We start from the raw sequence: 23,507 nt of genomic DNA on the forward strand, positions 1-23,507 counted from the left end.
GCGATCGGAGGCGGGTAGCCGAGCGCCGACAGCGTGAACAGAGCACGGGCACGAGTGAAGCCGTGACCCGGCTCGGTGAGAAGGGATGCCTTGGTGAGCACGATTACCGAATCCGTCGATGTCGAGGTGCCGGTGCGCACCGCCTACAACCAGTGGACCCAGTTCGAGTCCTTCCCGCACTTCATGGAGGGGGTCGAGGAGATTCGTCAGCTCGACGACACCCACATCCGCTGGCTGGTCAAGGTCGGGCCGGTGACCAGGGAGTTCGACGCCACGATCACCGAACAGCACCCCGACGAGCGCGTGGCCTGGACCTCCGACACCGGCCCGCGGCACGCCGGAGTTGTCACGTTCCACCGGCTCGACGACACCCGCACCCGCGTCACCGCGCAGATGGACATCGACCCCGAAGGGTTCGCCGAGAAGGTCGCCGACAAGCTCGGCGTGCTCGATACCAGGGTCGCGGGCGACCTGCGCCGGTTCAAGCAGTTCGTCGAGAACCAGCCCGGCGAGACCGGCGCTTGGCGCGGCGACATCTCCCGGCCCGATCAGAATCCCCTCTGACCCTTTCCTGCGGCTGGCCGCATACTTCGGTGGATGGCGGCTTCCACCCTTTTCGACACCCCGCTGCTGCATCGCCTGCGTGACTGCGAGCGGGTGCTGGTTGTCGGCGCCGGCGGCGGGTTCGACCTGCTCAGTGGCCTGCCCCTGGCCTTCGCGCTGCACGAACGCCACAAAACGGTCTTCCTGGCAAATCTGACCTTCACGCCGGTTACCCGCATCGGTGCGCAGCCGGTGGCCGCGGGCCTCTTCGCCATCGATGCCGACACCAGCGGGCCGACGTCCTACTTCCCGGAGAAGCATCTCGCGGTCTGGCTACGCGACCACGCCTATCCCGACCGGATCTTCCTGATCCGCAAGGGCGGCCCCGCCGACATCCGAGCCGCCTACGCATGGCTGGCCCGCGAGCTGCGCCTGGACGCCATAGTTCTGGTCGACGGCGGCACCGACCTGCTCATGACCGGTGACGAGGCCGGACTCGGAACACCGGTCGAAGACATCACCAGCCTGCTGGCGGCGCACGCGCTCGAGCTACCGGTCAAACTCGCGGTCTGTGTCGGATTCGGTGTGGACGCCTTCCACGGCGTCTGCCACGCACACTTCCTCGAAAACGTCGCTGCCCTCGCCGAACTCGGGGCATACCACGGTGTGTTCGCCCTGCTGCCCGGCATCTCGTGTACCGATGCCTGGCTCGAGGCCGTCGACTGGGTCCAGCACCACACCCCCGGTCGCGAGAGCATCGTCTGCGCCTCGATCACCGACGCTGCCCGCGGTGAATTCGGCGATCACCATTCGCTGGCCCGCACCCGTGCGAAAGGCTCCGAACTGTTCATCTCGCCGCTGATGTCGATGGTCTGGGGGTTCGATCTCGATGCCGTCGCGAACAGGGTCCTCTACCGCGATGCCATCGCCGACGCGACCTCACCCTTCGAAGTCGCCGCCGCGATCGAAGCGTTCCGCGACCACACCCCGCTGCGGCCTCGTCGAACCATCCCGGTGTGAGCACGCTGCGGTCCGCACGTGTGCGGGTCGTTTGCGCAGTCGCCGCGCCGGGTACAGCCCCGATGCTGACGCGGTAGTGCGAGGCGGTGCGGAACAGGCGAGGTGGATGGTGAACGGTGAGGTCGCAGGGGCTCGCGTGACGTCGGAAGCCGATGCGGCCGCGGTGGCGGTGGTGATTCCGGTGCACAACGAGCAGCGGTTGCTGCCGCACTGTCTGCGGGCCGTGCGGCGCGCGGCCGCTACGGTGCAGGTACCGGTGGCCACGATCGTGGTGCTGGACGCGTGCAGCGACGACTCGCGACGCCGGGTGCCGGACTGGGCACGCGCCCTGCAGATCGGCGCGCGCAATGTCGGTGTCGCCCGCGCCACCGGATTCGACCTCGCGGCAGCGGAATTGAGCCACCTCGATCCACGCAGCGTGTGGTACGCGACCACCGACGCCGACTCGGTGGTCCCCGTCGACTGGCTCACCGCCCAGCTGCACCACGCGCGCACCGCGGACCTGGTCGCCGGAACCGTCGCGGTGCGCTGGCGCGAGCAGCGGCCCGCGGTGCGCGCGGAGTACGAGCGCCGCCACCGCCGCGGCGCTCCCGGCCCGCACGGCCACGTGCACGGCGCCAACCTCGGCTTCCGCGCCTCCCGCTATCACGCGGTCGGCGGTTTCGCGCCGCTGCCCGCGGACGAAGACGTCGACCTGGTCGCGCGGCTGCGACGCGCCGGCGCCCGCACGGTCTGGCCCGAGCATCCCGCGGTCCTGACCTGCGACCGCAGCGACAACCGGGTCGAAGGCGGGTTCGGCGGTCACCTGCGGGACCTGGCCGACGCCACGCCGGACTGCGCGTGAACGCCGGGCAGGCACCCGGCCGCGACGAGATCCCCGCCGACGAAGCCTCGACCTGGCCGCTGCCCGGACACGGCGCCACCGGCACGCGCTGGCAGGCACTGACCACAGCTGCCCGCGCGGACATCGTCATCGGCAGGCTGACCGAAGCCCATGCCGACGCCTGCGCGATCACCAGCGAACTGGGCGCACCCCCGCCGCGCCCTGGCGAGGTGTGGGGTGTGTGGGCGGCCGAGCCCCCGGAACCGGTCCTGCGCGCGCACACCGCGGGCGGCCGCACACTCCTCTCGGGCCGCAAACCCTGGTGCTCGGGTGCGGGCATCTGCACGCACGCGCTGGTGACCGCCGAGACCGGGAGCGGTGCGGCCCTGTTCGCCGTGGATGTGTCGGCGCCGGGCGTGGCGGTGGTCTCCGGGAGCTGGCACGGGGTGGGTATGACCGGAGCGGCGACCCTGTCCGTCGACTTCGACGCTGTGCCCGCGCTGCTCGTCGGCGCGCCGGGCGCGTATGTGGGGCGGCCCGGGTTCTGGCACGGGGCGATCGGGGTGAGCGCCTGCTGGCTCGGCGCCGCGCGGGCCGTCGCCGAACCCCTGCTGACCTCCGGCCGCGACGACCCGATCACCCGCGCGCACCGCGGCGCCGTCGACGCCGCCCTTTACTCGGCGCACGCCGCGCTGACCTGCGCCGCCGCCGAGATCGACGCCGATCCGGCCGATATCCGCGCCGCCCGGATCCGGGCCAGGCGGGTCCGCGCGATCGTCGAAACCGCCGCTGCCGACACCATCGACCGGGTGGGCCGGGCACTCGGCGCCGCCCCGCTGGCCCAGGATCGGGTGCACGCCAAGCGGGTCGCCGACCTGACGGTCTACCTGCGCCAGAGCCACGCCGAACACGACCTCGCCGACCTCGGGGCCCTGGTGGCCCGGTCCTGACCACGGAGGTGCAGCCATCACCACCCGACACTTCGAACCCGCCGAACCGGGAACGCCGACCGCGACCTGGCAGCCCCTGGTCGCGGGGCTGCCCGTGGCCGAGCCCGACATCGACGCACTGGTCCTGATCGCTCCGCACCCCGACGACGAAGTGCTCGGACTCGGAGCGTTCACCGCCGCGCTCACCGACCGCGGAGTGCCGGTCACGATCATCGCCGTCACCGACGGCGACGCCTCCCATCCCGGATCCCCGACCCACACCCCGGCCGCTCTCGCCGAGCTGCGCCGCCGCGAATCCGCCACCGCCGCAGCCGTACTCGGTGTCACCGACATCGTCCACCTCGGCCTGCCCGACGGCGCGGTCACCGACCACGAAGACCGATTGAGCGAACTCCTCGCCCCGCACCTGCCCGCGGGCGCGACCGTGGCCGTGCCCTTCCACGCCGACGGCCACCCCGACCACGAGGCCACCGCCCGCGCCGGGGCGGCCGCCGCCCGTGCCCGCGGTCTGCTCGTGCTCCAGTACCCGATCTGGCTGTGGCACTGGTCGCACCCCGACGACCCGGACATCGACTGGACCCGCGCCCGGCGGCTACCCGCGACCCCCGGCGGCGCCGAGCGCAAGCGCCGGGCCGCGCTGGCCTTCACCTCCCAGATCGCGCCCCTCTCCCCGCACCCCGCCGACCGCGCGGTGCTGCCCGCCCACATCCTCGCCCGGCTACTCGACCTGCCGGAGGTGGTGTTCGCGTGAGCCCGCGCAGCGACCCGGAGTTCTTCGACGCCATGTTCCGCGCCGATCCCGACCCGTGGCGCTTCGACACCGCCTGGTACGAGATCCGCAAACGCACCCTCCTGACCGCGATGCTCCCGGCCCCGCGCTACCACCACGCGCTCGAACCCGGCTGCGCCAACGGCCACCTCACCCAGGCACTGGCGCAGCGCTGCGACCGCGTGACCGCGACCGACATCGCACCCCACGCACTGGAGCTGGCTCGCGCCCGCTGCCGCGATCTTCCCCATGTCACCCAGCACCGATGGGCATTCGGCGCACCCTGGCAGTGGACGGACCCCTTCGACCTGGTCGTGCTCAGCGAAGTCGCCTACTACCAGCCCGCCCCCGCCCTCACCACGACCATCACCGACATGCGGACCCACCTCGACCCAGGCACCACCGTGCTGGCCGCGCACTGGCGGCACACCGAACCCGACCACCACCTCGACGGCGACCGCGCCCACCACATCATCCGCACCACCCTGCCGCACCACCACGTAGCGCACTACCGCGACGACGACGTCGTCATCGACGTCCTCACCACCCGCTGACCCGCCGCGTACCACCGCGCTGCGGGGGTATCCCGCTGCCGCGGACCTCCGTCGTGAAAACCGGCGCTGCCGAACCCAACTCGGGAACCGGTCGCGAACGGTGCGGAGGCCGGTGCGGTGTCGTGAGTGATGAGGTGGCAGATGCGGAACAACAGATCCCGTTCAGCGGGCACGGGCGCGCGGAGCGCGAGCGCGACGATGCGCAGGCTGCTCCGGTTGCCACCACGATGGAAGCGCAGGATCGCAGGCCCCGCCATCCGCCGCGACGGCTTGGAGCTGGACCTCGACACCCAGATGCTGCTGCGGATCAGCAGCGCCTGGCCCCGCCCACGCCTCGACCCCGTGACCTCACCGCCGCGCATGCGCGCCGCCGCGCGCCGCATGGCAGGCATCAGCGCCGGTCGAGCAGAGCCCATGCCCGTCACCGACATCACCGTCGACGGCGCCGAGCTGCCGCTGCCCGCCCGCGTCTACACACCGGCGGCGGCAGGCGACACGGTGCTCGTGTGGTTCCACGGCGGCGGCTGGGTCGCCGGTGACCTCGACACCCACGACCGGCTGTGCCGCAGCCTCGCCGCGGGCACCGGCACCACGGTCGTCTCGGTCGCCTACCGGCTCGCACCCGAACACCCCTACCCGGCCCCGGTCGAGGATGCCTGCGCCGCCTACACCGACATCGTCGCCCGCGCAGCCGAATTCGGAGCCGCGCCGGATCGGATCGCGGTCGGCGGGGACAGCGCGGGCGGCTATCTCGCCGCCCTGGTCGCCCAGCACACGGTGGACCGGGACACCCCCGATCCGCTGGCGCAACTGCTGCTGTATCCGGTCACCGACCTCACCGGCGCGTGCCCCTCCCGCGAGACCCTGGCCCGCGGGTTCGACCTGACCCGCACCGACTTGCAATTCTTCGCCCGCTGCTTCCTGCCGCCCGCCGTCGACCGCGCCGCCCCCGGCGTGTCCCCGCTGGCGGCCCCGACCCTGACCGGGGTGGCGCCCGCGCTGATCGTGACCGCCGGATTCGACCCCCTCCGCGACGAAGGCTCGCGCTACGCCCAGCGGCTGCGCGAACACGGAGTCCCGGTCACCGAACACCGCTTCGACGGCTACACCCACGGCTTCGCCAACAACGGCCTCGCCTTCGCACCGGCTGTCCGGCACATCGCCGAGCTCTTCACAGCCACCCTGAGCGGTTCCGCCCCCCAGGCCACGCCCACCACGACCGCCCTGCCCTAGGCGAGATTTCGTTGCGAGTCGGTTATCGAACATATGTTCTATTCTGCGGTACGCTCCCCCGGTGACCACTCATTCGACCGCTCCGGCGCAGTACGCCCCCGCACCCGGTTGGCCGGAACTGGCCGATGTCGACCTGCTGCGCACCCTCGTCGAGACCGAACGCCGCAGGCGGCGGCTGGACGCCGCCATGCGCGCGGCCGTTGCCGAGGCCGAGCGGCGTGGGCTCGCCGTCGACACCGGGTATCGGGACACGGCGGAGCTGTTGACCGATCTGCTGCGGATCAGCGTTCAGGAGGCGCGCAGGCGGATCGAGTTCGCGATTCCGCAGGGGCGGCCGCGGGCGCGGAAGGTGTGGAAGGTGCTGGCGGCGGCGAGCTGAGATCCGGGGGCGGGGTCAGGTGGGGCGGGGGGCGTACATGATGACCGCGACGCCGGCGAGGCAGAGCACGGGAGGGGACGGTATCGCGGCACCTGGAACTCGCGGACTCCCACCCGCGAGCCCCGACCTAGGTTAGCCTTGGCTCAATTGCGCCGGAGCGACTTTCGGCACCGGACCGAGGGGTTGACCCCGATGAAGGAGACGACGATGCACGCTGTCCGGACCCCGCGGGTCGCCAGGCGCGCGGTGATCGCCGCCGTGGCGGGCGTGCTCGCGCTCGGCATCGCCGGCTGCGGATCGGACTCCGGGTCGGGCGGCGGGGACGGCTCGGTCACCGTCACGCACGCGCTCGGCGAGACCACCGTGGACGGGACGCCCGCCAAGGTCGTCGCGCTCGGGAATCAATGGCTGGACACCACGCTGGCCTTCGACGTGATCCCGGTCGGATATGTGGACAACGTGGCGATCGCCTCGCGCACGACGCCGCCCTGGCAGCCGGACAAGCTCGGCTCGGCGAAGTCCATCGCGAGCATGGCGGGGATCGCCGAGCAGGTGGCGGCGCTGGAGCCGGATCTGATCCTGGCCGACCCGTTCATCGCCGACCAGGCGACCTACGACAGCCTGTCCAAGATCGCGCCGACTATTCCGGGGCTGTCGAAGAACTCCGCGGCGGTCTGGCAGGACCAGGTGACGGCGCTCGGCAAGGTGCTGCGGCGGGAGGGTGACGCGACGGCGATCATCGGCGGGGTGCAGTCCAAGATCGACGGCATCGTGGCGGCCAATCCGGGGCTGAAGGGGAAGACCTATGCCAGCACCTGGCTCGGCACCCCCACCCAGCTGATGGTGCTCACCGACGCGTCGGACGGGTCGGGGCAGGTGTTCACGGCGCTCGGCCTCACCATCCCGAAGAACCTGGCCGACCAGCCCGCCACCGGCGGCAGGCTGGCACTCTCCACCGAGCGCATCGACGAGGTCACCGCGGACCTGCTGCTGGCGGGGTACTCCCCCGGCTACGAGGAGAAGTTCCGCCAGCTGCCCGGCTACGGCGCGCTGCCCGCGGTGCGGAACAACGCGACGGTCTTCCTGAACACGATGGAGATCACCGCGGTCAACCAGCCGACCGTGCTCTCGGTGCCGTTCATCCTGGACAAGCTGAACCCGGCCCTGGTCGCGGTTGGCAGCCGGTAGGAATCGCGCTGTGCCAGTTCTGATGTCGTCCGGTGAGACGCGGCTCGCGCTCCGGGCCGGTGCCACCTGTGTGATCACCCCGGCGGGGGCGGTGCTGCTGAACCCGCCGCAGAAGCAGAAGCTCAGCGGGTTGCCGCGGGGGCAGCTGCTCGCGCTCAAGACGCTCAATCGCGGACCGGCCACGGTCGCCGAGCTGGCGACGGCCGCGGGCGAGGACGTCACCCCGCTGCTGGACCGGCTCGCGGGGGCGGGCTGGCTGGCGGTCACGGTGCGCGCGGAGGGGCGCGACCTGTATACGGTGCTGCCGTTCGGGACCCCGCCGCAGGGCGAGCCGGTGCCGCGGCCGCCGACCGCCACCCTCTCCAAATTCGCGGTGCTGCACCGCGATGCGGACGGGTTCGTGCTCGAACACCCGCTGTCCTGGTGCGATATCCGGATCCACGATCCGCGGTTCCTCGCGCTGCTGGAGCCGTCCGGCTTGGGGCTGCCCGCGGCGGACCGCTTCCGGGCGGATCTGCACCGCGGCGGTTTCCTGGCCGATCCGGCCGCCGAGGAGCAGGCGTTCACCAGCCGCAGCTGGAGCGCGCCGGACCTGTGGTTCCACCGGCGCAGCACGCTCGGCGAACGCGTCGTGACCTGGGAGCACTTCGGGCCGACGAAGTGGGCGAAGGGGCAGTTCCCGCAGCCACCCGCGCGCAAGCCGGGCTACCCGGCCGACCCGATCCCGCTGCCGCGCCCCGACCTGGCCGCCCTGCGCGCCGCCGACCCCACGCTCACCGCCGTGCTGGAGGACCGGGTCTCCACCCGCGCCTTCGACGACGCCGCGCCGATCACGCTCGGGCAGCTCGCCGAGCTGCTCTTCCGCACCGCGCGGAGTCGGGGGGTGCGGTCCGAGGTGCCGGGAGAGGAGCTGGTCTCGAAGCCGTACCCGAGCGGGGGCAGCGTGTACGAGCTGGAGCTGTATCCGGTGGTCCGCAATGTCGCGGGGCTGGCGCCGGGCATGTACCACTACGACGCGCACGAGCACGCGCTGCGGCCGATCGCGGAGGCGGCGAGCCCGGCGGTGTCCACACTGGTCAAGTCCACTTCGGCGACGCTCGCCGATGGCGCGGAGCCGCAGGTGCTGCTGGTCCTCGGGGCCCGCACCGGGCGGGTCATGTGGACCTACGAGCAGGTCTCCTACGCGGTGATCCTCAAGCACGTCGGGGTGCTCATGCAGACCGTGTACCTGGCCGCGACGGCCATGGGGCTCGGCGCCTGCGCCCAGGGGTTCGGCGACACCGCGGCGTTCGTGCGCGCCGCGGGGGTGGACGAGCTCGAGGAGTGCAGCGTCGGCAGCATCATCGTCGGGACGCCGCTGCCCGGCGGCTAGCCCGCGGCCATGACCTCCTCGTCGCTCATGGCCGCGACCTCGAGGTAGAGCCGGGCGACCACCGGCAGCCGGTCGGGGGTGCCGCGGTCGGCCTCGCGCGCGGTGAGCCGGGCGGCGAGCTCGGCGACGGTGCGGGTGGCGAAGACGTCGGAGACCAGGGCGTGGTCGGTCTCCAGCCACTCCCGCACCCGGGCAACGAAACCGGTCGCGAGCACGGAGTCGCCGCCGAGGCCGAAGAAGTCGTCGTGCACGCCGATGGGGCCGGAGTCGAGGACGCCGCGCGCGATGTCGGCGAGCGCGGCCTCCAGGTCGTCGCGCGGCGCGACGTGCTCGGCCGGGTCCCCGGCCGATTCCAGCAGCGCGAGTACGGCGCGGCGGTCGAGTTTGCCGTTGTCGGTGAGCGGCATCCGCGCCAGGTGCTCGATCCGGGCCGGGATCATATAGGAGGGCAGCAGCTCGGCGAGGGCGGCGGTGGGGTCGCCGATATCGGCGGCTCCGGCGACGCCGGCCACCAGCTTCGGGCCGATCACGGCGGCGACCGCGTGCCGCACCCCTGGCACGGTGCGCAGCGCGCTCTCCACCTCGCCCAGCTCGACCCGGTAGCCGCGGAGCTGCACCTGGTGGTCGGCGCGGCCGAGGAATTCGATGGTGCCGTCCGGCCAGTAGCGGGCCAGGTCGCCGGTGCGGTACCAGCGCAGCCCGTCGTACTCGACGAAGCGCTCGGCGGTGCGCTCCGGGTCGTTGCGGTACCCGGCCGCCACATTCGCGCCGCCGACCCAGAATTCGCCGGGAACCCAGTCCGGGCAGTCCCGCCCGGCCTGCGAGACCACGCGGCAGCGGACATTGCGCAGCGGCACCCCGAACGGCACCGTCGCCCAGTGCGCGGGCGGCTCGCCGCGCACCTCGCAGATGGTGTTGTGGATCGAGGTCTCGGTGGCGCCGCCGAGTCCGGCGAATCGGCACCCCGGCACCTGCTTCGCGAGCCTGCGGGCCAGGTCGGCGCCGACCCAGTCGCCGCCGAGCGTCACCGCGCGCAGCGCGTCGCCGAGCCGGTCGCCGCCGATCTCCAGGATCATGTCGAGCATGCTCGGCACGCAGTTCAGGATGGTGACCCGGTGCTCGCGCAGCAGCCGCACCCAGGTGGTGGCCTCCGCGCGCTGCTCGGCGTCGACCGCGACGATCGCGCCGCCCGCCGCGAACATGCCGAAGATGTCGTAGACCGAGGCGTCGAACTCCAGCGCCGAGAGCGCGAGCACCCGGTCGGCGGGGCCGACGCCGAAGTGCTCGTTCACCGCGTCGATGGTGTTCATGGCGCCGCGGTGCGGCACCTCGACGCCCTTGGGTTTCCCGGTCGAGCCGGAGGTGAAGATGACGTAGGCGATGGCCTCGGGGGCCGGGTACACGGGGTGCGCGAGCGGCTGCGCGGTGCGGGCGTCGGCGATGGCCACGGTCGTGACATCGGAGCCGAGGTCGGCGCCGGGCACGGTGAGCGCGACGGCGACAGCGCCGGTGCGGAGGATCTCGGCGCGGCGCGCGGTGGGCTGGTCGAAGCCGATGGGCACGTACGCGGCGCCCGCCGCGAGCACGCCGAGCACGGCGAGGATCTGGTCCTGCCCCTTCGGCAGCTGCACCGCGACGGCGTCGCCGGGGCGCACCCCGGCGGCGGTCAGCGCGCCCGCGACGGCCAGCGCGGCCTGTGCGAGCGCGCCGTAGCTCCAGCCCGGCTCGCCGACTACCGCGGGTGCGGCGGGGTTCGCGGCGGCGTGTTCGAAGAAGCCCTGGTGCAGGCGGCGGCCGCTGACCCGGCCGTCGGTGGCGTTCACGGCGGCCCGCACCGCGGCCTGCGCGGCCGGGAGCGCGGGGGCGGCACCGGCCGCCCAGCCCTCGGCGTCCGCGCCGAGCCGGGCGACGGCGGCGGTGTAGTGCGCGAACATGGCGTCGACCAGCCCGGCCGGGAAGGCGGAGGCGCGCACGTCCCAGTTCAGCAGCAGTCCCCCGCGCACCTCGGTGACCTGCGCGTCCAGCAGTACCTGCGGGCCCTGCGAGATGATCCAGACCGGGTCGCCGAAGGTCTCGGTGACCCGCTCCGCGAAGAGCTCGCCGAGGTTGAGCGCGCTGGTGTAGACGATCGGGGCGAGCACCGGCTCGCCGCGCTGCCTGCCGAGGTCGCGCAGCACCTCCAGCCCGGACCAGCCGGCGTGCGCGCCGCTCTCGTGCACGGCGCGCTGCAGCGCCCGCGCCCGCTCGGTCACCGTCAGCTCCGCGGTGACGTCCACGTCGAGCATGATCGATGAGGTGAAATCGCCGATCACCCGGTCGATCTCGGGGTGCACCGGCTCGCGGTGGAAGAGCGGCACATTGAGCAGGAAGCGGCTCTGCGCGGACCAGCCGCCGATGGTGTCGGCGAAGACCGCCGCCAGCGCCATGGCCGGGGTGATACCGCGCTCGTGCGCGGCGGCCAGCAGCCGCCGCTTGGCCTCGGGGGCGAGCCAGTGGTCGTAGCGGACGGTGCGGTGCGGGGCGGTGCGTTCGCCCACCGGCACCACCGGAAGCTCGGGGGCGCCGGGGAGCTCGGGGAGCCGCCGCTGCCACCATCGGCGGTCGCGCTCCCTGGTCGCCTCGTCCACCCGGTGCTCGGTGCGGTAGCGGCGGTAGGTGTAGCCGGGGGCGGTGAGGGTGGCACCGTGGTACAGCTCGGCGAGTTCGGCGACGAGGACGCGGTAGCTCATGGCGTCGCCCGCGATCATGTCGACGTCGAGGTGCAGGCGGCAGCGGTCGCCGGGGCGCAGGGTGAGGGTGACATCGAGCACCTGGCCGTCCTCGATGGCGAGGCGCTGGTGGGTCTTGCTGTCGCGCAGCCGGTTCAGCTCGGCTTCGGCGTCCGGGTGGTCGCGGAGATCGGTGACGGTGAAGACCGGGCGGCCGGGGGTGGGGAGCGTCTGCTGGGTGCCGTCCGGGAGGACGCGGGTGCGCAGCATGGGGTGGGCGGCGACCAGGTCGGCCACCGCCCGCTCCAGCCGGGCGGGATCGATCGAGCCGCCGTCGAATTCGACGTAGAGGTGCGCGGCGACGCCGCCCAGCTCCTGCTCGTCGGCGCGGCCGATCCAGTAGGCGTGCTGCATGGTCGCGAGCGGGAAGGGCTCGTCGTCGGCGCCGGGGCCGGGCGGGGTCGGCGCCGGGGGCTCCGGTTCGTGGACGCCGAGCAGCTCCTGCCAGGCCGCCACGGTGGGGGCGGCGGCGAGCTGGGCGAAGTTGATCGCGGCGCCGCGTTTGCGCCAGCCGCCAGCCAGTTTCATGATGCGGATGGAGTCGAGGCCGAGTTCGATCAGGTCGGCGTCGCTGTCGATCGCGTCCGGTTCGATGGCGAGGGCGGCCGCGACCGCGGCGGTGATCTCGGTCCGGTCGATGGCCGCGGGGGTTCCGGTGCTGTCCATGGTGCTCACTTCCTGCCCGGTTCGATGTCGCGGATGGCGATGAAGACGCGCTGGTCGAGGGCGGCGATCGGGTGGTCTCGCTGCGGCAGGACCAGGTCGGGGGTGAGGCCGGCCGCGCGGAGTTCGGCGCGCCACTCGTCCTCGGTGAGGAAGATGCGGTCGGTGCCCGCGCGCACGTCGGCCAGGCCGGCGTGCGGCTGGCCGGGCTGCGGGGACATGAGCAGGTGCACCGAGGTGAGCTGTTCGCAGTGCGCGTGGCAGGTTTCGATCACGACCAGCGCGCCGCCGGGTCGCAGCAGGTCGTGCAGGTGCCGCAGGGTGACGCCGATGTCGTGCGCGTTGTGCAGGACGTTGGCGGCGATCACGATGTCGGCGGGGGCGAGGGTTGTCAGGTCCCGGTTCATGTCGACCAGGGCGTAGCGCATCCACGGGTAGCGGGCGAAGCGGTGCTTGGCTGCGGTCAGGAAGAAGTCGGAGACGTCGGTGAAGTGGTACTCGACCGGGAGGCCGTCCAGGGCCGCGGCGACCTCGTCGGTGGTGCCGCCGATGCCTGCGCCGAGTTCGAGGACGCGGGCCGGGGCGTGGTGGCGGGTGCTGCCGGTGACCAGGTCGGCGACCGCGCGGCCCGCGGCGAGGTTCAGGTATCGGCTGCTCAGGTTGTTGCGGTAGGCGGCTTCGGCGGTGGTCGTGTCGCCGTCCGGGAAGAGCAGCTCCTGGAGCCGCATGGTGTCCTGGACCAGCTCGGTCAGGTGGTCGTCGGAGGACTGGAAGAAGTCGGCGAGGGGGCGGGGGTAGCCGAGGTCGGCGCAGACCTGTGCCAGGTCGGGGCGTTCCGGGGGTGCGACCTCGCGGGCGTAGCGGTAGCCGGTGGACCGGTCGCCGGTGAGGCAGCCGTCGGTGGTGAGGGCTTGCAGCCATTGGCGGAGTAGCCAGCGGTGTCTCGGGGCGAAGTGGAGGCGGTCGGCGAGGTCGTCGGCGGTGCGCGGTTCGGTTGGCGACAGGTGGGGGCGGAGGGTGCTGAGCATGGCGCGGAGGCCGAAGAGGTCCATGTCGCGGCGGGCGGAGCGGAAGGTGTTCGCGTCGAAGTCGATCGGGATCACGCGCTGGGCTGCCGCTTTCGCCCGGGCGAGGCGGTCGGCGGGGGTGAGGGCCGGGGTGTCCGGGGCGGCATGAGGCGGCGCTGCCGAGGCCACCGGGGTCGGTACGTGAGGTGGTGCCGGGGTGGCCGGAGCGTGTGGTGGCACCGGCGAAACCGAGGCGCCGGACGGTCCGGCCGAGACCGAGGCGTTCGCCTCTGCCACCGGGACGGCGGCGGGTACGCCTATGAGCCGGACGACGTCGTTCAGCGATGCCCCGCCGATCAGCTCCGACACCGGTATGTCCGCGTCGAACGTGCTCGCGACCTGCCTGCGCAGGGCGAGCGCTTGCAGCGAGTCGAGGCCGATGGCGACCAGCGGGCGGGTGCCGTCGATGGAGCCGGGATCGTCGGCCCCGATGATTCCGGCCAGCAACGTGGCAACTCGCGCTGCGACATCACCCGTAGGCCCAGCGACCGGTGCGGGCTCCGCGGGCGCGGCGGCGGGTGCGCGCCGGGCGGGGGCGACCGGGGTTTTCAGGTCGGCGAGCAGCGGACCGTATCCGAAGGCGGCGAGTATGTTTCGGCCGCGCTCCCAGTCGAAGGCGGCGACCGCGGCGTCGGTGCGCAGCCCGCCCAGGCCGAGTGCGAGCGCGTCGGCCGATTCCATCGGCAGGTAGCCGACCTCGGCGAGCCGGGCCGGCTCGGCGGCACCGCTGCCGCGGAAGACCGCCCACTGACCCCACTGCACGGCCACGCAGTGCCTGCCGCGCGCGCGGTACCGCTTGGCGAGCGCGTCCACCAGGCGGTTGGCGGCCGCGTACAGCACGGTGCCGCGGCCGCCGATCGTGGCGGCGAGCGAGGAGCAGAGCACGATCTCGCACTCCGGCGCCAGCCGCTCCAGCACCGGTTCGAGCCCGAGCACCCGGCCGCGCATGGCCCGCTCGACCTGGTCGGGGGTGATGTCGGTGAGCCCGCCCGGGCCGATCGCCGCATTGTCGGCGGCGGCGTGCACCAGCAACCCGACCCTCGCGAGGCGATCGCCGAGCGCGGCCACGGCGCCGGGGTCGGCGATATCGCAGGCGATGACCTCGATCTCGGCGGGGCCGAGCGCGCGCAGCTCGCGCAGCCGCGCGGTCACCGCCGAGGTCTCGCCGGAGCGGCTGAGCAGCGTCACCCGGCGCGCGCCGGAGCGCACCGCGTGCTCGCAGAACTCCAGGCCGAGGCTGCCGGTGCCGCCGGTCACGAGGACGTCGGCGGCGCGGATCGGCCCGGCGAGCAGGGTGGCCGGGTCGGCCTCGACGAGGCGCTTGGCGTAGAGGTTGCCGTCGCGCAGTGCCAGTTCCGGCTCCGCCGCGGTGTGCAGGGCGGTGACGATGGCGGGTGCGGTGTGCTCGGCGCCGAGGTCGAGGTGGCGGAAGGCGATGCCGGGGTACTCCGCGCCCGCGGAGCGGAAGGCGGCGCTCGCGGCGGCGTGCACCGGGTGTGGTGGGGCGTCCTCGGGCAGCACCGCCTCGCCGTCGGTGGTGATCAGCCAGTACTCGGCGATCGCCGCGCCGGGTGGGGTCCACCAGCTGCGTTCGCCGAGGAAGGCGGCGAGTTCGCGGACCGCCGTCGCGGCGTCCGGTGCCGGGCGCGTGGGTAGCAGCACCACGACGGTGTCGATATCGTCCGCGGGGGTGTCCGGGGCGAGCAGCCGCCCGTCGAGCCCCTGCCTGCTCGCGTACGCGGACAACTCGGCGGCGAGTGCGGCCTGCTCGCCGGTGTGGTCGACGATGCCGAGCCGTCGCGGCGCGGTGACCGAGCGTCGGCTCAGACGGACCCAGTTGTCCACCAGCAGCTGCGGTTGCGGCCCCGCGGCCACAACGGTTCGCGCCTCGCCGTGCCCACCGGCTCGATCAGCCTGACCAAGCGCGACGGTGGGGGCGTCGGCTCGATCAGCCTGACCACGCCCGACGGTGGGGGTGTCGGTGCCATCAGCCTGACCACGCCCGACGGTGGGGGTGTCGGTGCCATCAGCCTGACCACGCCCGACGGTGGGGGCGTCGGTGCGATCAGCGCGCCCGCGCCCGATGGTGGTGTCGTGCGGCAGCCACAGTGTGAGCTCGTTCATGGCGACATTGGGGAAGTCGAGCAGCGGTGGCGCGGGCGGGGTCCGGTCGCCGGTGCGCAGGCCGTCCCAGGAGAATCCGAGGTCGGTGACGGCGAGCTCGGCCAGGTTGCGGGTGAACTCGCGCAGGTCGGTCGCGGTGCGCAGCGAGGTGCCGAAAGTCCTGGTGGAGGGGAGCTCGGCCAGGTTCTCCTCGATGGCGAGATGCAGCGTCGGATGCTCGGCGAGTTCGATGAAGGTGTCGACGCCCGCGGCGACGGCGGCGCCGATCGCGCGGTCGAAGCGGACGGGGTTGCGCAGGTTCCAGAACCAGTATTCGTCGACCGGCAGTTCGGGGGTCACGGCGGCGCCGAGCGTCGAGCCGATGCAGGGAATCTCGGATTCCAGGAATCGGGTGCTGTCGAGCCGGCTGTGCACCGCGTCGTGGATCAGGTCGCGGAACTCGTTGAGCAGCACCGTGTGCGCCGGATAGCCGACCCGGATGACCCGGGCGAAGCGCCCGCGCCCGGCGAGCGCCTCGACCACGGCCTGCACGGTGTGCCGCTCCCCCGAGACCCCGACCATGCGCGGCGCGTTCCGCACCGAGACCTGGGCCCAGCCCGGCAGCCGGGCGATGACGTCCTCGCACTCCTCGCGGTCGGCGGCGACCACCGCCATGGCATAGCGATCGGAGGCGATCTTGTCGACGGCATGCGCCCTGGTCCCGACCACGACGACGGCGTCGGCCAGGCTCATCACCCCGGACAGGTACGCGGCGGCGATCTCACCCTGGCTGTGCCCGACGGTGGCGGCGGGCCGCACGCCGAACGACCGCCACAGCGCGCCGAGCGCCACCATCTGGGTGAAGAGCGCGGGCTGCACGACGGCGGCGGACTCCTCCGCCTCGTCGCCGGTGCCGAGCAGGTAGGGCAGCGGGGACGCGCCGAACTGCTCCTCGAACAGCGCGGCGCAGCGATCGGCCTCGCTCCGGTACGCCTCGACCCCCTCGTAGAAGACCCGGCCCATCCCGTTCCGCTGGGTGCCCTGCCCGGGCAGCACGAAGGCGACGCTCCGCTCCACACCGGGCTCGGTTGCGGTGACAACAGCGCTGTGCGCGACCCCGTCCCGCACCGCGGTCAGCGCGGCCGCGAGCTCGGCCCCGTCGGTGACGGCGAGCAGCGCGCGATACCTGCGCGCGACCCGGGTGCGCAGCAACTGCTCCGCCACCCGGCCCGGCGCGACGGCCGGGTGCTCGGCGAGGTAGCCGAGCAGCGCGGCGGCCTCGGCCCGCAGCAGCGCCGGGCTGTCCGCGGAGAGCAGTACCGGGATCGACCCGTCGGGCAGGCGATGACTAGGCATCGTCGTTCTCCTCGTCGACCGGCAGCGCGAGGATCGCGTGCGCGTTGGAACCGCCCGCGCCGAAGGAGGAGACCGCGCCGTAGCGCCTGCCGTCCCTCGGCTCCCACGGCTCGACCTTCGCGGCGAGGCGCAGGCTCGACCGCTCCCAGTCGACCTTCGTGGTCGGGTTGTCGGCGAACAGGGTCGGCGGGATGCGGCCGTGCTGCCCGGCCAGCAGCAGCTTGACCAGGCCGAGCATCCCCGCCGCGGCCTGGGCGTGCCCGGCGTTCGACTTCACCGAGCCGAGCAGCGGCGCGGAGCCTGCCACGCCGTAGGTGTTCTGCAGCGCGCGCAGCTCGACCGGGTCGCCCGCCCGGGTCGCGGTGCCGTGGCCCTCGATCATGCCGATGTCGGCGGGGTCGATCCCGGCCCTGGCGATGGTGCGCCGGATCAGCCGCTCCTGGGCGTCGGTGCGCGGCACCAGGATCGGCTTGCCCGCGCCGTTGTGGTTGTGGTGCGAGGCCAGCAGGGTGCCGTGGATCCGGTGCCCGAGCTCGCGCGCCCGTGACTCGCGCTCGACGACGACCACCCCGGCCCCCTCACCCCACAGCGTGCCGCTCGCGTCGTCGGAGTACGAGCGGCAGTGCCCGTCGGCGGAGAGCGCGTTGTGCCTGGCGAACTCGTAGAACGCCAGCGGCGAGCCCATCACGCAGACGGCCCCGGCCAGCGCCCACTCGCAGTCGCCGTCGCGGACCGCGGCGGCCGCCAGGTGCAGGGCGGTGATCGAGGAGGCGCAGGCGGCGTCCACCGTCATGGACGGCCCGATCAGCCCGAGGCAGTGCGAGATCCGCGCCGCCGCGCTGAGCAGCCCGTGGCCGATGATCCGCAGCCCGCTGTACTCGTCGACCTTGGCGCCGTGCGGCCCGTACTCCATCGGCGAGCAGCCGATGAAGCAGCCCGCGTCGGCTCCTGCCAGCGCACCCGGGTTGAGCCCGGTGTTCTCCAGCGCGCGCCACGCCACCCGCAGCGCGACCCGCTGCTGTGGGTCGGTGGCGATGGCCTCGCGCTGGGCGATCCCGAAGAACGCCGGATCGAAATCCGCTGCGCCGGTGAGGAATCCACCCGCGTCCTGCACGGCGCCCCAGTCGTCCAGCTCGGAGACCGAGAGCAGCTCGTCGAGCGGCCAGCCGCGATCCCGAGGGAAGGCGCCGATCAGCTCGGTCGAGGATTCCAGCGCCGCCCAGTAGGCGCGCGGGGTGTCGATGCCGCCGGGCGCCTCGACCGCGAACCCGGCGATGACGATCGGGTCGGCGGCGGTCACCGTCGCGCCGCCGGGTCCGGGTACGCCTGCTCCGCCAGCAGCCCGGTGACCGCCTCGAGGTGTTGCTGCAGGTAGAAGTGCCCGCCCTCGAACAGGGTGACCTCGACGTCGTCGCTGTGGCTGCTCCAGCCGTGCAGGTCGGCCATCGAGACGATGGGGTCGCGGTCGCCGCCGATGGCGTGCACCCTGGTCGCCACCCGCACGCTCGCCGGGCAGCGGTAGGCCTCGGAGGCGCGGTGGTCGGCCCTGATCGCGGGCAGCGAGAAGCGCATCATCTCCCGGCTGGCGAGCACGTCGGCGTCGATGCCCTCCAGCGAGACCAGGTGGTCGAGCAGCTCCTCGTCGCCCTCGGGGGTCGGTTCGCGGAACTGCGCGCGCGAGGGCGCCACCGCGGCCGAGACGGTGAGCTGCCTGACGTCGACGCCCGCCGCGATGGCGAGCCGCGCGAATTCGAAGGCGACGAAGGCGCCCATGCTGTGCCCGAAGACGACGATCGGGGTGTCCCGGTTGTACGGCGACATCCGGAACTCGCCGTAGGCGCCGACCGCGATGTCGGGCAGCGAGCCGAGCGCGGGCTCACCCGCGCGGTCCTGGCGGCCCGGGTACTGGAAGACGATGACGTCGTAGTGCGCGGCCAGCGCGGCGGAGAGCGCCCGGTAGGCGGAGGCGCCCGCGCCCGCGTGCGGGAAGATCAGCAGCGGCAGCCGGTGCGGCGAGTCCGCCTCGTGGAACTTCCTGATCCACCCCTGATTGTGCTGCATGCTATCGGTCCACCTTCCGCGAGAGTGCCGCGACGGCGCGGCCGAGAAGTGCTGCGAGATCGTCGATCTCGGTGTCTGTGAAGAGTTCGCCGCTCCAGCGCCAGGTGAGCGTCAGCTCGGGACCGGGCCCGACCGCGGCGATCAGCCCGAGCGCGTAGCGCAGCGGCAGCTCGGGCTCCGGCGCGATCGGCAGCGCGGCGGTGAGCGCGGGGTCGGTCACCATCCCCCAGGCCCGCTCGCCGCCGCCGAGCAGGTCGGTGCGGCCCAGGTAGTTGAACTCGAGCTGCGGCCACGGTGCCTCCGCGAGCTCGGGCACCCGGGCCACCGACTGCAGCAGCCCGAAGTCGAGCCCCTGCGCGGGGACCGCCGCGAGCTGCGCGACCACCGAGTCGAGCAGTGCGCGCGCCGCATCCGGGTCGCGCTCGGCCTCCTCGACCCCGATCGCGGCGCCGGCGCCGAGCCGCACCGGATAGGGCGCGGAGAACCAGCCGACGGTGCCCGAGGTGTCGGCGCCGACCACCGCGTCGGCGCGGCCGTGGCTCTCCAGCCCGACCAGAGTGCCGCCGTCGGCGGGCTGCCCGCGCTCGCGGCGCCGGGAGACCACGGTCAGCGCCAGCGCCGTGAGCAGCAGTTCGCGCATGCCGTCGCCGCGGGCGGCGGCGCCGAGCAGCCGCGCGGTGGTGTCGGCCGGCACGGTGGTGGTGGTGAGCCGCAGCGTCGCCCAGGTGTCGCCGGGGGCGAGCGGGCGGCGCCCGAGCGCGGGGTCGGGGCCGTGCAGCTGCCCGGCCCAGTATTCGCGCTGGGCCAGCACCTCGGCGGTCTCCGCGCGCTGCCACAGCAGCCGCGACCAGTGCCGGTAGCCGGTCGCCTCGGCGACGGCCTTGGGGACCGCGCCCGCCTCCAGCTGCTCCCACGCCGCGGCCAGGTCGGCGAGCACGATGCCCCAGGACACCACGTCGATGGCGAGGTGGTGCACGGTGAGCAGCAGCAGGTCGCCGCCGGGTGCGCCGCGCAGCCGGACCGCGCGCACCAGCGCGCCCGCCGCCGGGTCGAGCGCCGCCAGCGCGGCGTCGCTCTGCGCGGCCAGCGTGGCGGGGGCGTCGCCGGTCGCGTCGGCCTCGGTGAGGATGTCGGCCGCGGCGACGGTGCCGGGCTCGCGGGTGACCAGGAGCGGGCCGTCGGGGGTGTGGTCGAGGAAGCCGCGGAGGGTGTCGTGGCCGTCGAGCACCGCCTGCAGCACCGCCGCCAGATCCGCGCTGGTCAGCCCGGCGGGGAGCCGGGTGAGCAGGCTCTGGGCGAGTCTGCGCGAGGCGGGGAGGGTGTGCAGCCACTGGACGATCGGCAGCGGCGGCACCGGGCCGTAGCCGGGTTCCTCGGGGACGGGCGTCGGTAGCGCCGCTGCCCGGTCGAGCGCGGCGGCCAGGTCCCGGATCGATGGCGCGGCCAGGACCGTGCGCACGTCGAGCGCGAGGCCGTGTCTGCGTGCCCGGTTCACCAGGGAGATGGCGACGATGCTGTCCATGCCGAAGGCGAAGAAGTCCTCCTCGACACCGGGGGTGCGGCCGTCGAAGACCTCGGTGAGCACGGTGGCGAGGGTTCGTTCGGTCTCGGTCTCCGGGGTTGCCGCGCCGTCACCGGCGAGCGCGGTTTCGGCGCGCAGGGCCAGGGCGCGGACGTCGAGCTTGCCGTTGCTCGTCACCGGCAGTTCGGGCAGCGGGAGCAGCCGGGCCGGGATCATGTAGGCGGGGAGCCGCTCCGCAAGCTCGGCGCGGAGCGCGACGGTGTCCGGCTCGGTGTCGGACACCACGAACCCGACCAGGGTGACGGCGTCGCCGCGCCGCACGACGGTCGCCGCCGCCGCGGTGATGCCGGGCGCGGTGCGCAGTGCGGTCTCCACCTCGCCGATCTCGATGCGGTAGCCGCGGATCTTCACCTGGTCGTCGGCCCGGCCCAGGTAGCCGATGGCCCCGCCGGGCAGCCCGCGCACCAGGTCGCCGGTGCGGTACATCCGCGCGCCGGTGCCGGTGGGGTCGGCGACGAACCGCTCCGCGGTGGTCCCCGGCCGTCCGGCGTAGCCGCGGGCCAGCTGTGCGCCCGCCAGGTACAGCTCTCCCACCGCGCCGGTCGCTGCCGGGCGGAGCCGGGAATCCAGCACGTGCGCGGTCGTTCCGGCGGTGGGCGCGCCGATGGTCGGCGTCGGGCAGGCGGCGGTGACGTCGGCGACCACCGCCTCCACCGTGGTCTCGGTCGGGCCGTAGCAGTTGTGCACCGCGACCCCGGGGAGCGCGCGTAGCCGGGCCCACAGCTCGGTGTCGATGGCCTCGCCGCCGAGCGCGAGCACCGCGGGTGGCTGCTCCAGCAATCCGGCGGCGGCCAGCTGCCGGAACATGGAGGGCGTGGTGTCGAGCATGTCGATGCCGTGCTCGCGGAGTTCGGCGACCAGGCGGGTGGCGTCGCGCATGGTGGGCTCGTCGACGAGGTGCACGGTGTGCCCGTCGAGCAGGCCGGCCAGTGGCTGCCAGGAGGCGTCGAAGCTCAGGGACCAGGCGTGGGCGATCCGCAGTGTGCGGCCGAGGCGTGCGGTGGCCGGGCGGTAGACCCGGGCGCGGTGGTCGGTGAAGTACGAGACCACCGCCGCGTGCGTGCCCGCCACGCCCTTCGGCTCGCCGGTCGAGCCGGAGGTGAAGATGAGGTAGGCGAGGTTCGCGGGGTGTGGCGCCGCGGCCACCGGGTCTGCCGTTGCGCGGCCGGGCAGGTCGAAGTGGTCGAGGTCGAGCAGCGAGGCCGGGTCGAGATTCCCGCCGAGACCGTCCAGGTCGAGCGGCGGAGCCGGATGGTGGTCACTGCCGGGGCCACCCGGGTCGAGCGGCGGAGCCGGATCGCGGTCACTGCCGGGGCCACCCGGGTCGAGCGGCGGGGCCGGATGGTGGTCACTGCCGGGGCCACCCGGGTCGAGCGGTAGCGCCTGGGCGATGGCACCTCCCGCAATCACGATCAGCTCCGGGTTCGATTGCCGCAGGATGGATGCCACTCGGGTGGTGGGCAGGGCGACGTCGACCGGCACGTAGGCGGCGCCCGCCGCGAGCACCGCGAGCAGCGCCACGATCGCGCGCTCGGAGCGCGGCAGGTAGAGCGCGACGACGTCGTCCGGGCCGATGCCGCGCGCCACCAGCTCGGTGGCGAGGCCCCTGGCCCGCGCGGTCAGCTCGCGATAGGTGAGCGTGCCGTCGGCGCTGCTCAGCGCGATCGCCTCCGGGGTGGCGGCGGCCTGCCGCTCGATCAGCGCGAAGAGCGTGGCCGCCGGCTCCAGCTCCGGCAGCGCGGGAGTCGCCAGGGCGCGGGCAGTGTGCGCGGCGGCGGTGTCCAGGTCGTCGCAGCGCAGCTCGGCCGCGTCCGGCAGCCGGCGCAGCACGGCGAGCAGCGCGGCGCCGATGTCCGCTGGCGGGAAGGGGATCGCCGCCGCGTCCGCCTCCACAACGACCGCGAGTTCGTCGCCCTCCAAGTAGGCGACGACGGTGAGCGGATAGTGCGTGAGGTTCTTGGCCATCTGCGGCCGGAACCCGACCCCGCCCGCCGCTCCCCCGCCGAGCACCTCGGTCATCGGCGCGTTCTGGAACACGAAGAGGGTGTCGAAGAGCGCGCTGTGCCCGGCCGCGCGCTGCACCGCCGACAGGCTCAGGAATCCGGCGTCGCGCATGGCCGCCGATTCCCGCTGCAGGCGCAGGCACTCCGCCCCGGCCGCGGCCGCCGGGTCGAGTTCGAAGACCACCGGGATGGTGTTCAGGAACAGCCCGACCATGCGCTCGACCCCGGCGATGCTCTCCGGCCGCCCGGTCACGATGGTGCCGTAGACGACGTCGCGCCGGTCGGTCAGCCGGGACAGCAGCAACGTCCAGGCGAACTGCACCGCCGAGTTCACGGTCAGCCCCTGCGCGCGGGACCACCCGCGCAGCCGCTCGGTGTCGCCCGCCCCGAGCCCGAAGCGGGTGACCTCGGCGATGCCGCCGGTGACGGTGCCGTCGGCGACCATCAGCGGCCCGGTCAACAGTTCCAGCTTGGCGCGCCACCAGCGCTGCGCCTCGGACATGTCCCTGGCGGCCAGCCAGCCGATGTAGTCGCGGTAGGGCCGGGCGGCGGGCAGCGCCTCCGCGGCGCCCCCGGCCGCGTACAGCGCGCGCAGCTCGCCGAAGAGCACGCCGAGCGACCAGCCGTCCAGCAGGATGTGGTGCACCGCGAGGATCAGCCGCGCGCGGGGCCTGCCGTCCGGGCCGGGCGGCAGCGTCACCAGGGTGGCGCGCAGCGACGGCCCGCTGCCGAGGTCGAACGGGCGCGCGACCTCCTCGGCCTCGATTCCGGCCAGCTCCTCCGCACGGGCGGCGCGCTCGGTCCACGGCAGCGCCACCGCGCGCGGGACGATCTGCACCGGCCGGGGCAGGTCGCGGTCCCAGAACACCGCGCGCAGGTTGGGGTGCCGCCGCAGCAGCGCCGTCAGGCAGCGCCGCAGCAGCGCCGCGTCCAGCGGGCCGTCGAGGTCGACGACGAACGGGATCGTGTAGACGTCGGGGCCGTCGCCCGCCAGCCGGGCCAGCGAGAAGAGCCCCTCCTGCAGCGGGCTCAGCGCCAGCACGTCCTCGATCTCGGCCGGGGCCTCGGTCATC

General features: G+C 73.7%; 15 protein-coding genes. 10 read left to right on the forward strand and 5 right to left on the reverse strand.

The genetic code is table 11. The annotated features are described in order from the left end of the window. The first annotated feature begins 93 nt into the window (after positions 1-93). From ACFUJ1_RS10675 to ACFUJ1_RS10720, 10 genes are all read left to right on the forward strand, one after another. Positions 94-564 (forward strand): SRPBCC family protein, encoded by a 471-nt coding sequence (locus ACFUJ1_RS10675; RefSeq protein WP_378644610.1) that lies wholly within the window; start codon positions 94-96, stop codon positions 562-564. A gap of 33 nt (positions 565-597) precedes the next feature. Further along, positions 598-1,563, forward strand: coding sequence for a DUF1152 domain-containing protein (locus ACFUJ1_RS10680; RefSeq protein ID WP_378644612.1), 966 nt, complete (start codon positions 598-600; stop codon positions 1,561-1,563). Between the two features lie 136 nt (positions 1,564-1,699). Beyond that, positions 1,700-2,407, forward strand: a complete 708-nt coding sequence (locus ACFUJ1_RS10685) for a glycosyltransferase (protein WP_378644614.1) — start codon at positions 1,700-1,702, stop codon at positions 2,405-2,407. Continuing rightward, positions 2,404-3,336 (forward strand): acyl-CoA dehydrogenase family protein, encoded by a 933-nt coding sequence (locus ACFUJ1_RS10690; protein ID WP_378644615.1) that lies wholly within the window; start codon positions 2,404-2,406, stop codon positions 3,334-3,336. The genes ACFUJ1_RS10685 and ACFUJ1_RS10690 overlap by 4 nt, the downstream gene beginning before the upstream one ends. Positions 3,337-3,430: 94 nt before the next feature. Further along, positions 3,431-4,087: a PIG-L deacetylase family protein gene (locus tag ACFUJ1_RS10695; protein WP_378644617.1), complete on the forward strand. Its 657-nt coding sequence runs from the start codon at positions 3,431-3,433 to the stop codon at positions 4,085-4,087. Further along, on the forward strand, positions 4,084-4,659 hold the full coding sequence (locus ACFUJ1_RS10700) for a class I SAM-dependent methyltransferase (RefSeq protein WP_378644619.1): 576 nt from the start codon (positions 4,084-4,086) through the stop codon (positions 4,657-4,659). Before ACFUJ1_RS10695 ends, ACFUJ1_RS10700 begins: the two co-directional genes overlap by 4 nt. 141 nt (positions 4,660-4,800) lie before the next feature. Then, positions 4,801-5,892: an alpha/beta hydrolase gene (locus ACFUJ1_RS10705; RefSeq protein ID WP_378644620.1), complete on the forward strand. Its 1,092-nt coding sequence runs from the start codon at positions 4,801-4,803 to the stop codon at positions 5,890-5,892. Positions 5,893-5,953: 61 nt separating this feature from the next. Next, positions 5,954-6,271: a DUF222 domain-containing protein gene (locus ACFUJ1_RS10710; RefSeq protein WP_378644622.1), complete on the forward strand. Its 318-nt coding sequence runs from the start codon at positions 5,954-5,956 to the stop codon at positions 6,269-6,271. A gap of 207 nt (positions 6,272-6,478) precedes the next feature. Further along, the gene (locus tag ACFUJ1_RS10715) at positions 6,479-7,459 is read left to right on the forward strand and encodes an ABC transporter substrate-binding protein (RefSeq protein WP_378644624.1); all 981 of its coding nucleotides are present in this window, start codon (positions 6,479-6,481) and stop codon (positions 7,457-7,459) included. Between the two features lie 22 nt (positions 7,460-7,481). After that, positions 7,482-8,831 (forward strand): SagB family peptide dehydrogenase, encoded by a 1,350-nt coding sequence (locus tag ACFUJ1_RS10720; RefSeq protein WP_378644762.1) that lies wholly within the window; start codon positions 7,482-7,484, stop codon positions 8,829-8,831. On the opposite strand, the gene ACFUJ1_RS10725 is transcribed toward ACFUJ1_RS10720, so the two are convergent. The 5 genes from ACFUJ1_RS10725 to ACFUJ1_RS10745 are packed head-to-tail and all read right to left on the reverse strand — an operon-like array spanning position 8,828 to position 23,506. Further along, the gene (locus tag ACFUJ1_RS10725; RefSeq protein WP_378644626.1) at positions 8,828-12,265 is read right to left on the reverse strand and encodes an amino acid adenylation domain-containing protein; all 3,438 of its coding nucleotides are present in this window, start codon (positions 12,263-12,265) and stop codon (positions 8,828-8,830) included. The two genes, ACFUJ1_RS10720 and ACFUJ1_RS10725, sit on opposite strands and share 4 nt — an antisense overlap. A gap of 5 nt (positions 12,266-12,270) precedes the next feature. Beyond that, the gene (gene nbtC / locus ACFUJ1_RS10730; protein ID WP_378644628.1) at positions 12,271-16,788 is read right to left on the reverse strand and encodes a nocobactin polyketide synthase NbtC; all 4,518 of its coding nucleotides are present in this window, start codon (positions 16,786-16,788) and stop codon (positions 12,271-12,273) included. After that, positions 16,781-18,088 carry a polyketide synthase gene (locus ACFUJ1_RS10735; protein ID WP_378644630.1) on the reverse strand — a complete coding sequence of 436 codons (1,308 nt, stop codon included), beginning with the start codon at positions 18,086-18,088 and terminating at the stop codon, positions 16,781-16,783. Before ACFUJ1_RS10735 ends, nbtC begins: the two co-directional genes overlap by 8 nt. Next, positions 18,085-18,849, reverse strand: a complete 765-nt coding sequence (locus ACFUJ1_RS10740; RefSeq protein WP_378644632.1) for a thioesterase II family protein — start codon at positions 18,847-18,849, stop codon at positions 18,085-18,087. Before ACFUJ1_RS10740 ends, ACFUJ1_RS10735 begins: the two co-directional genes overlap by 4 nt. A gap of 1 nt (position 18,850) precedes the next feature. Then, a complete protein-coding gene (locus tag ACFUJ1_RS10745) occupies positions 18,851-23,506 on the reverse strand; it encodes a condensation domain-containing protein (protein ID WP_378644634.1) in 4,656 nt (1,551 codons plus the stop codon). Position 23,507 lies beyond the last annotated feature (1 nt).

The sequence above is a fragment of the Nocardia sp. NPDC057227 genome, from assembly GCF_042669725.1.
In the GTDB taxonomy this organism is placed as follows: domain Bacteria; phylum Actinomycetota; class Actinomycetes; order Mycobacteriales; family Mycobacteriaceae; genus Nocardia; species Nocardia asteroides_A.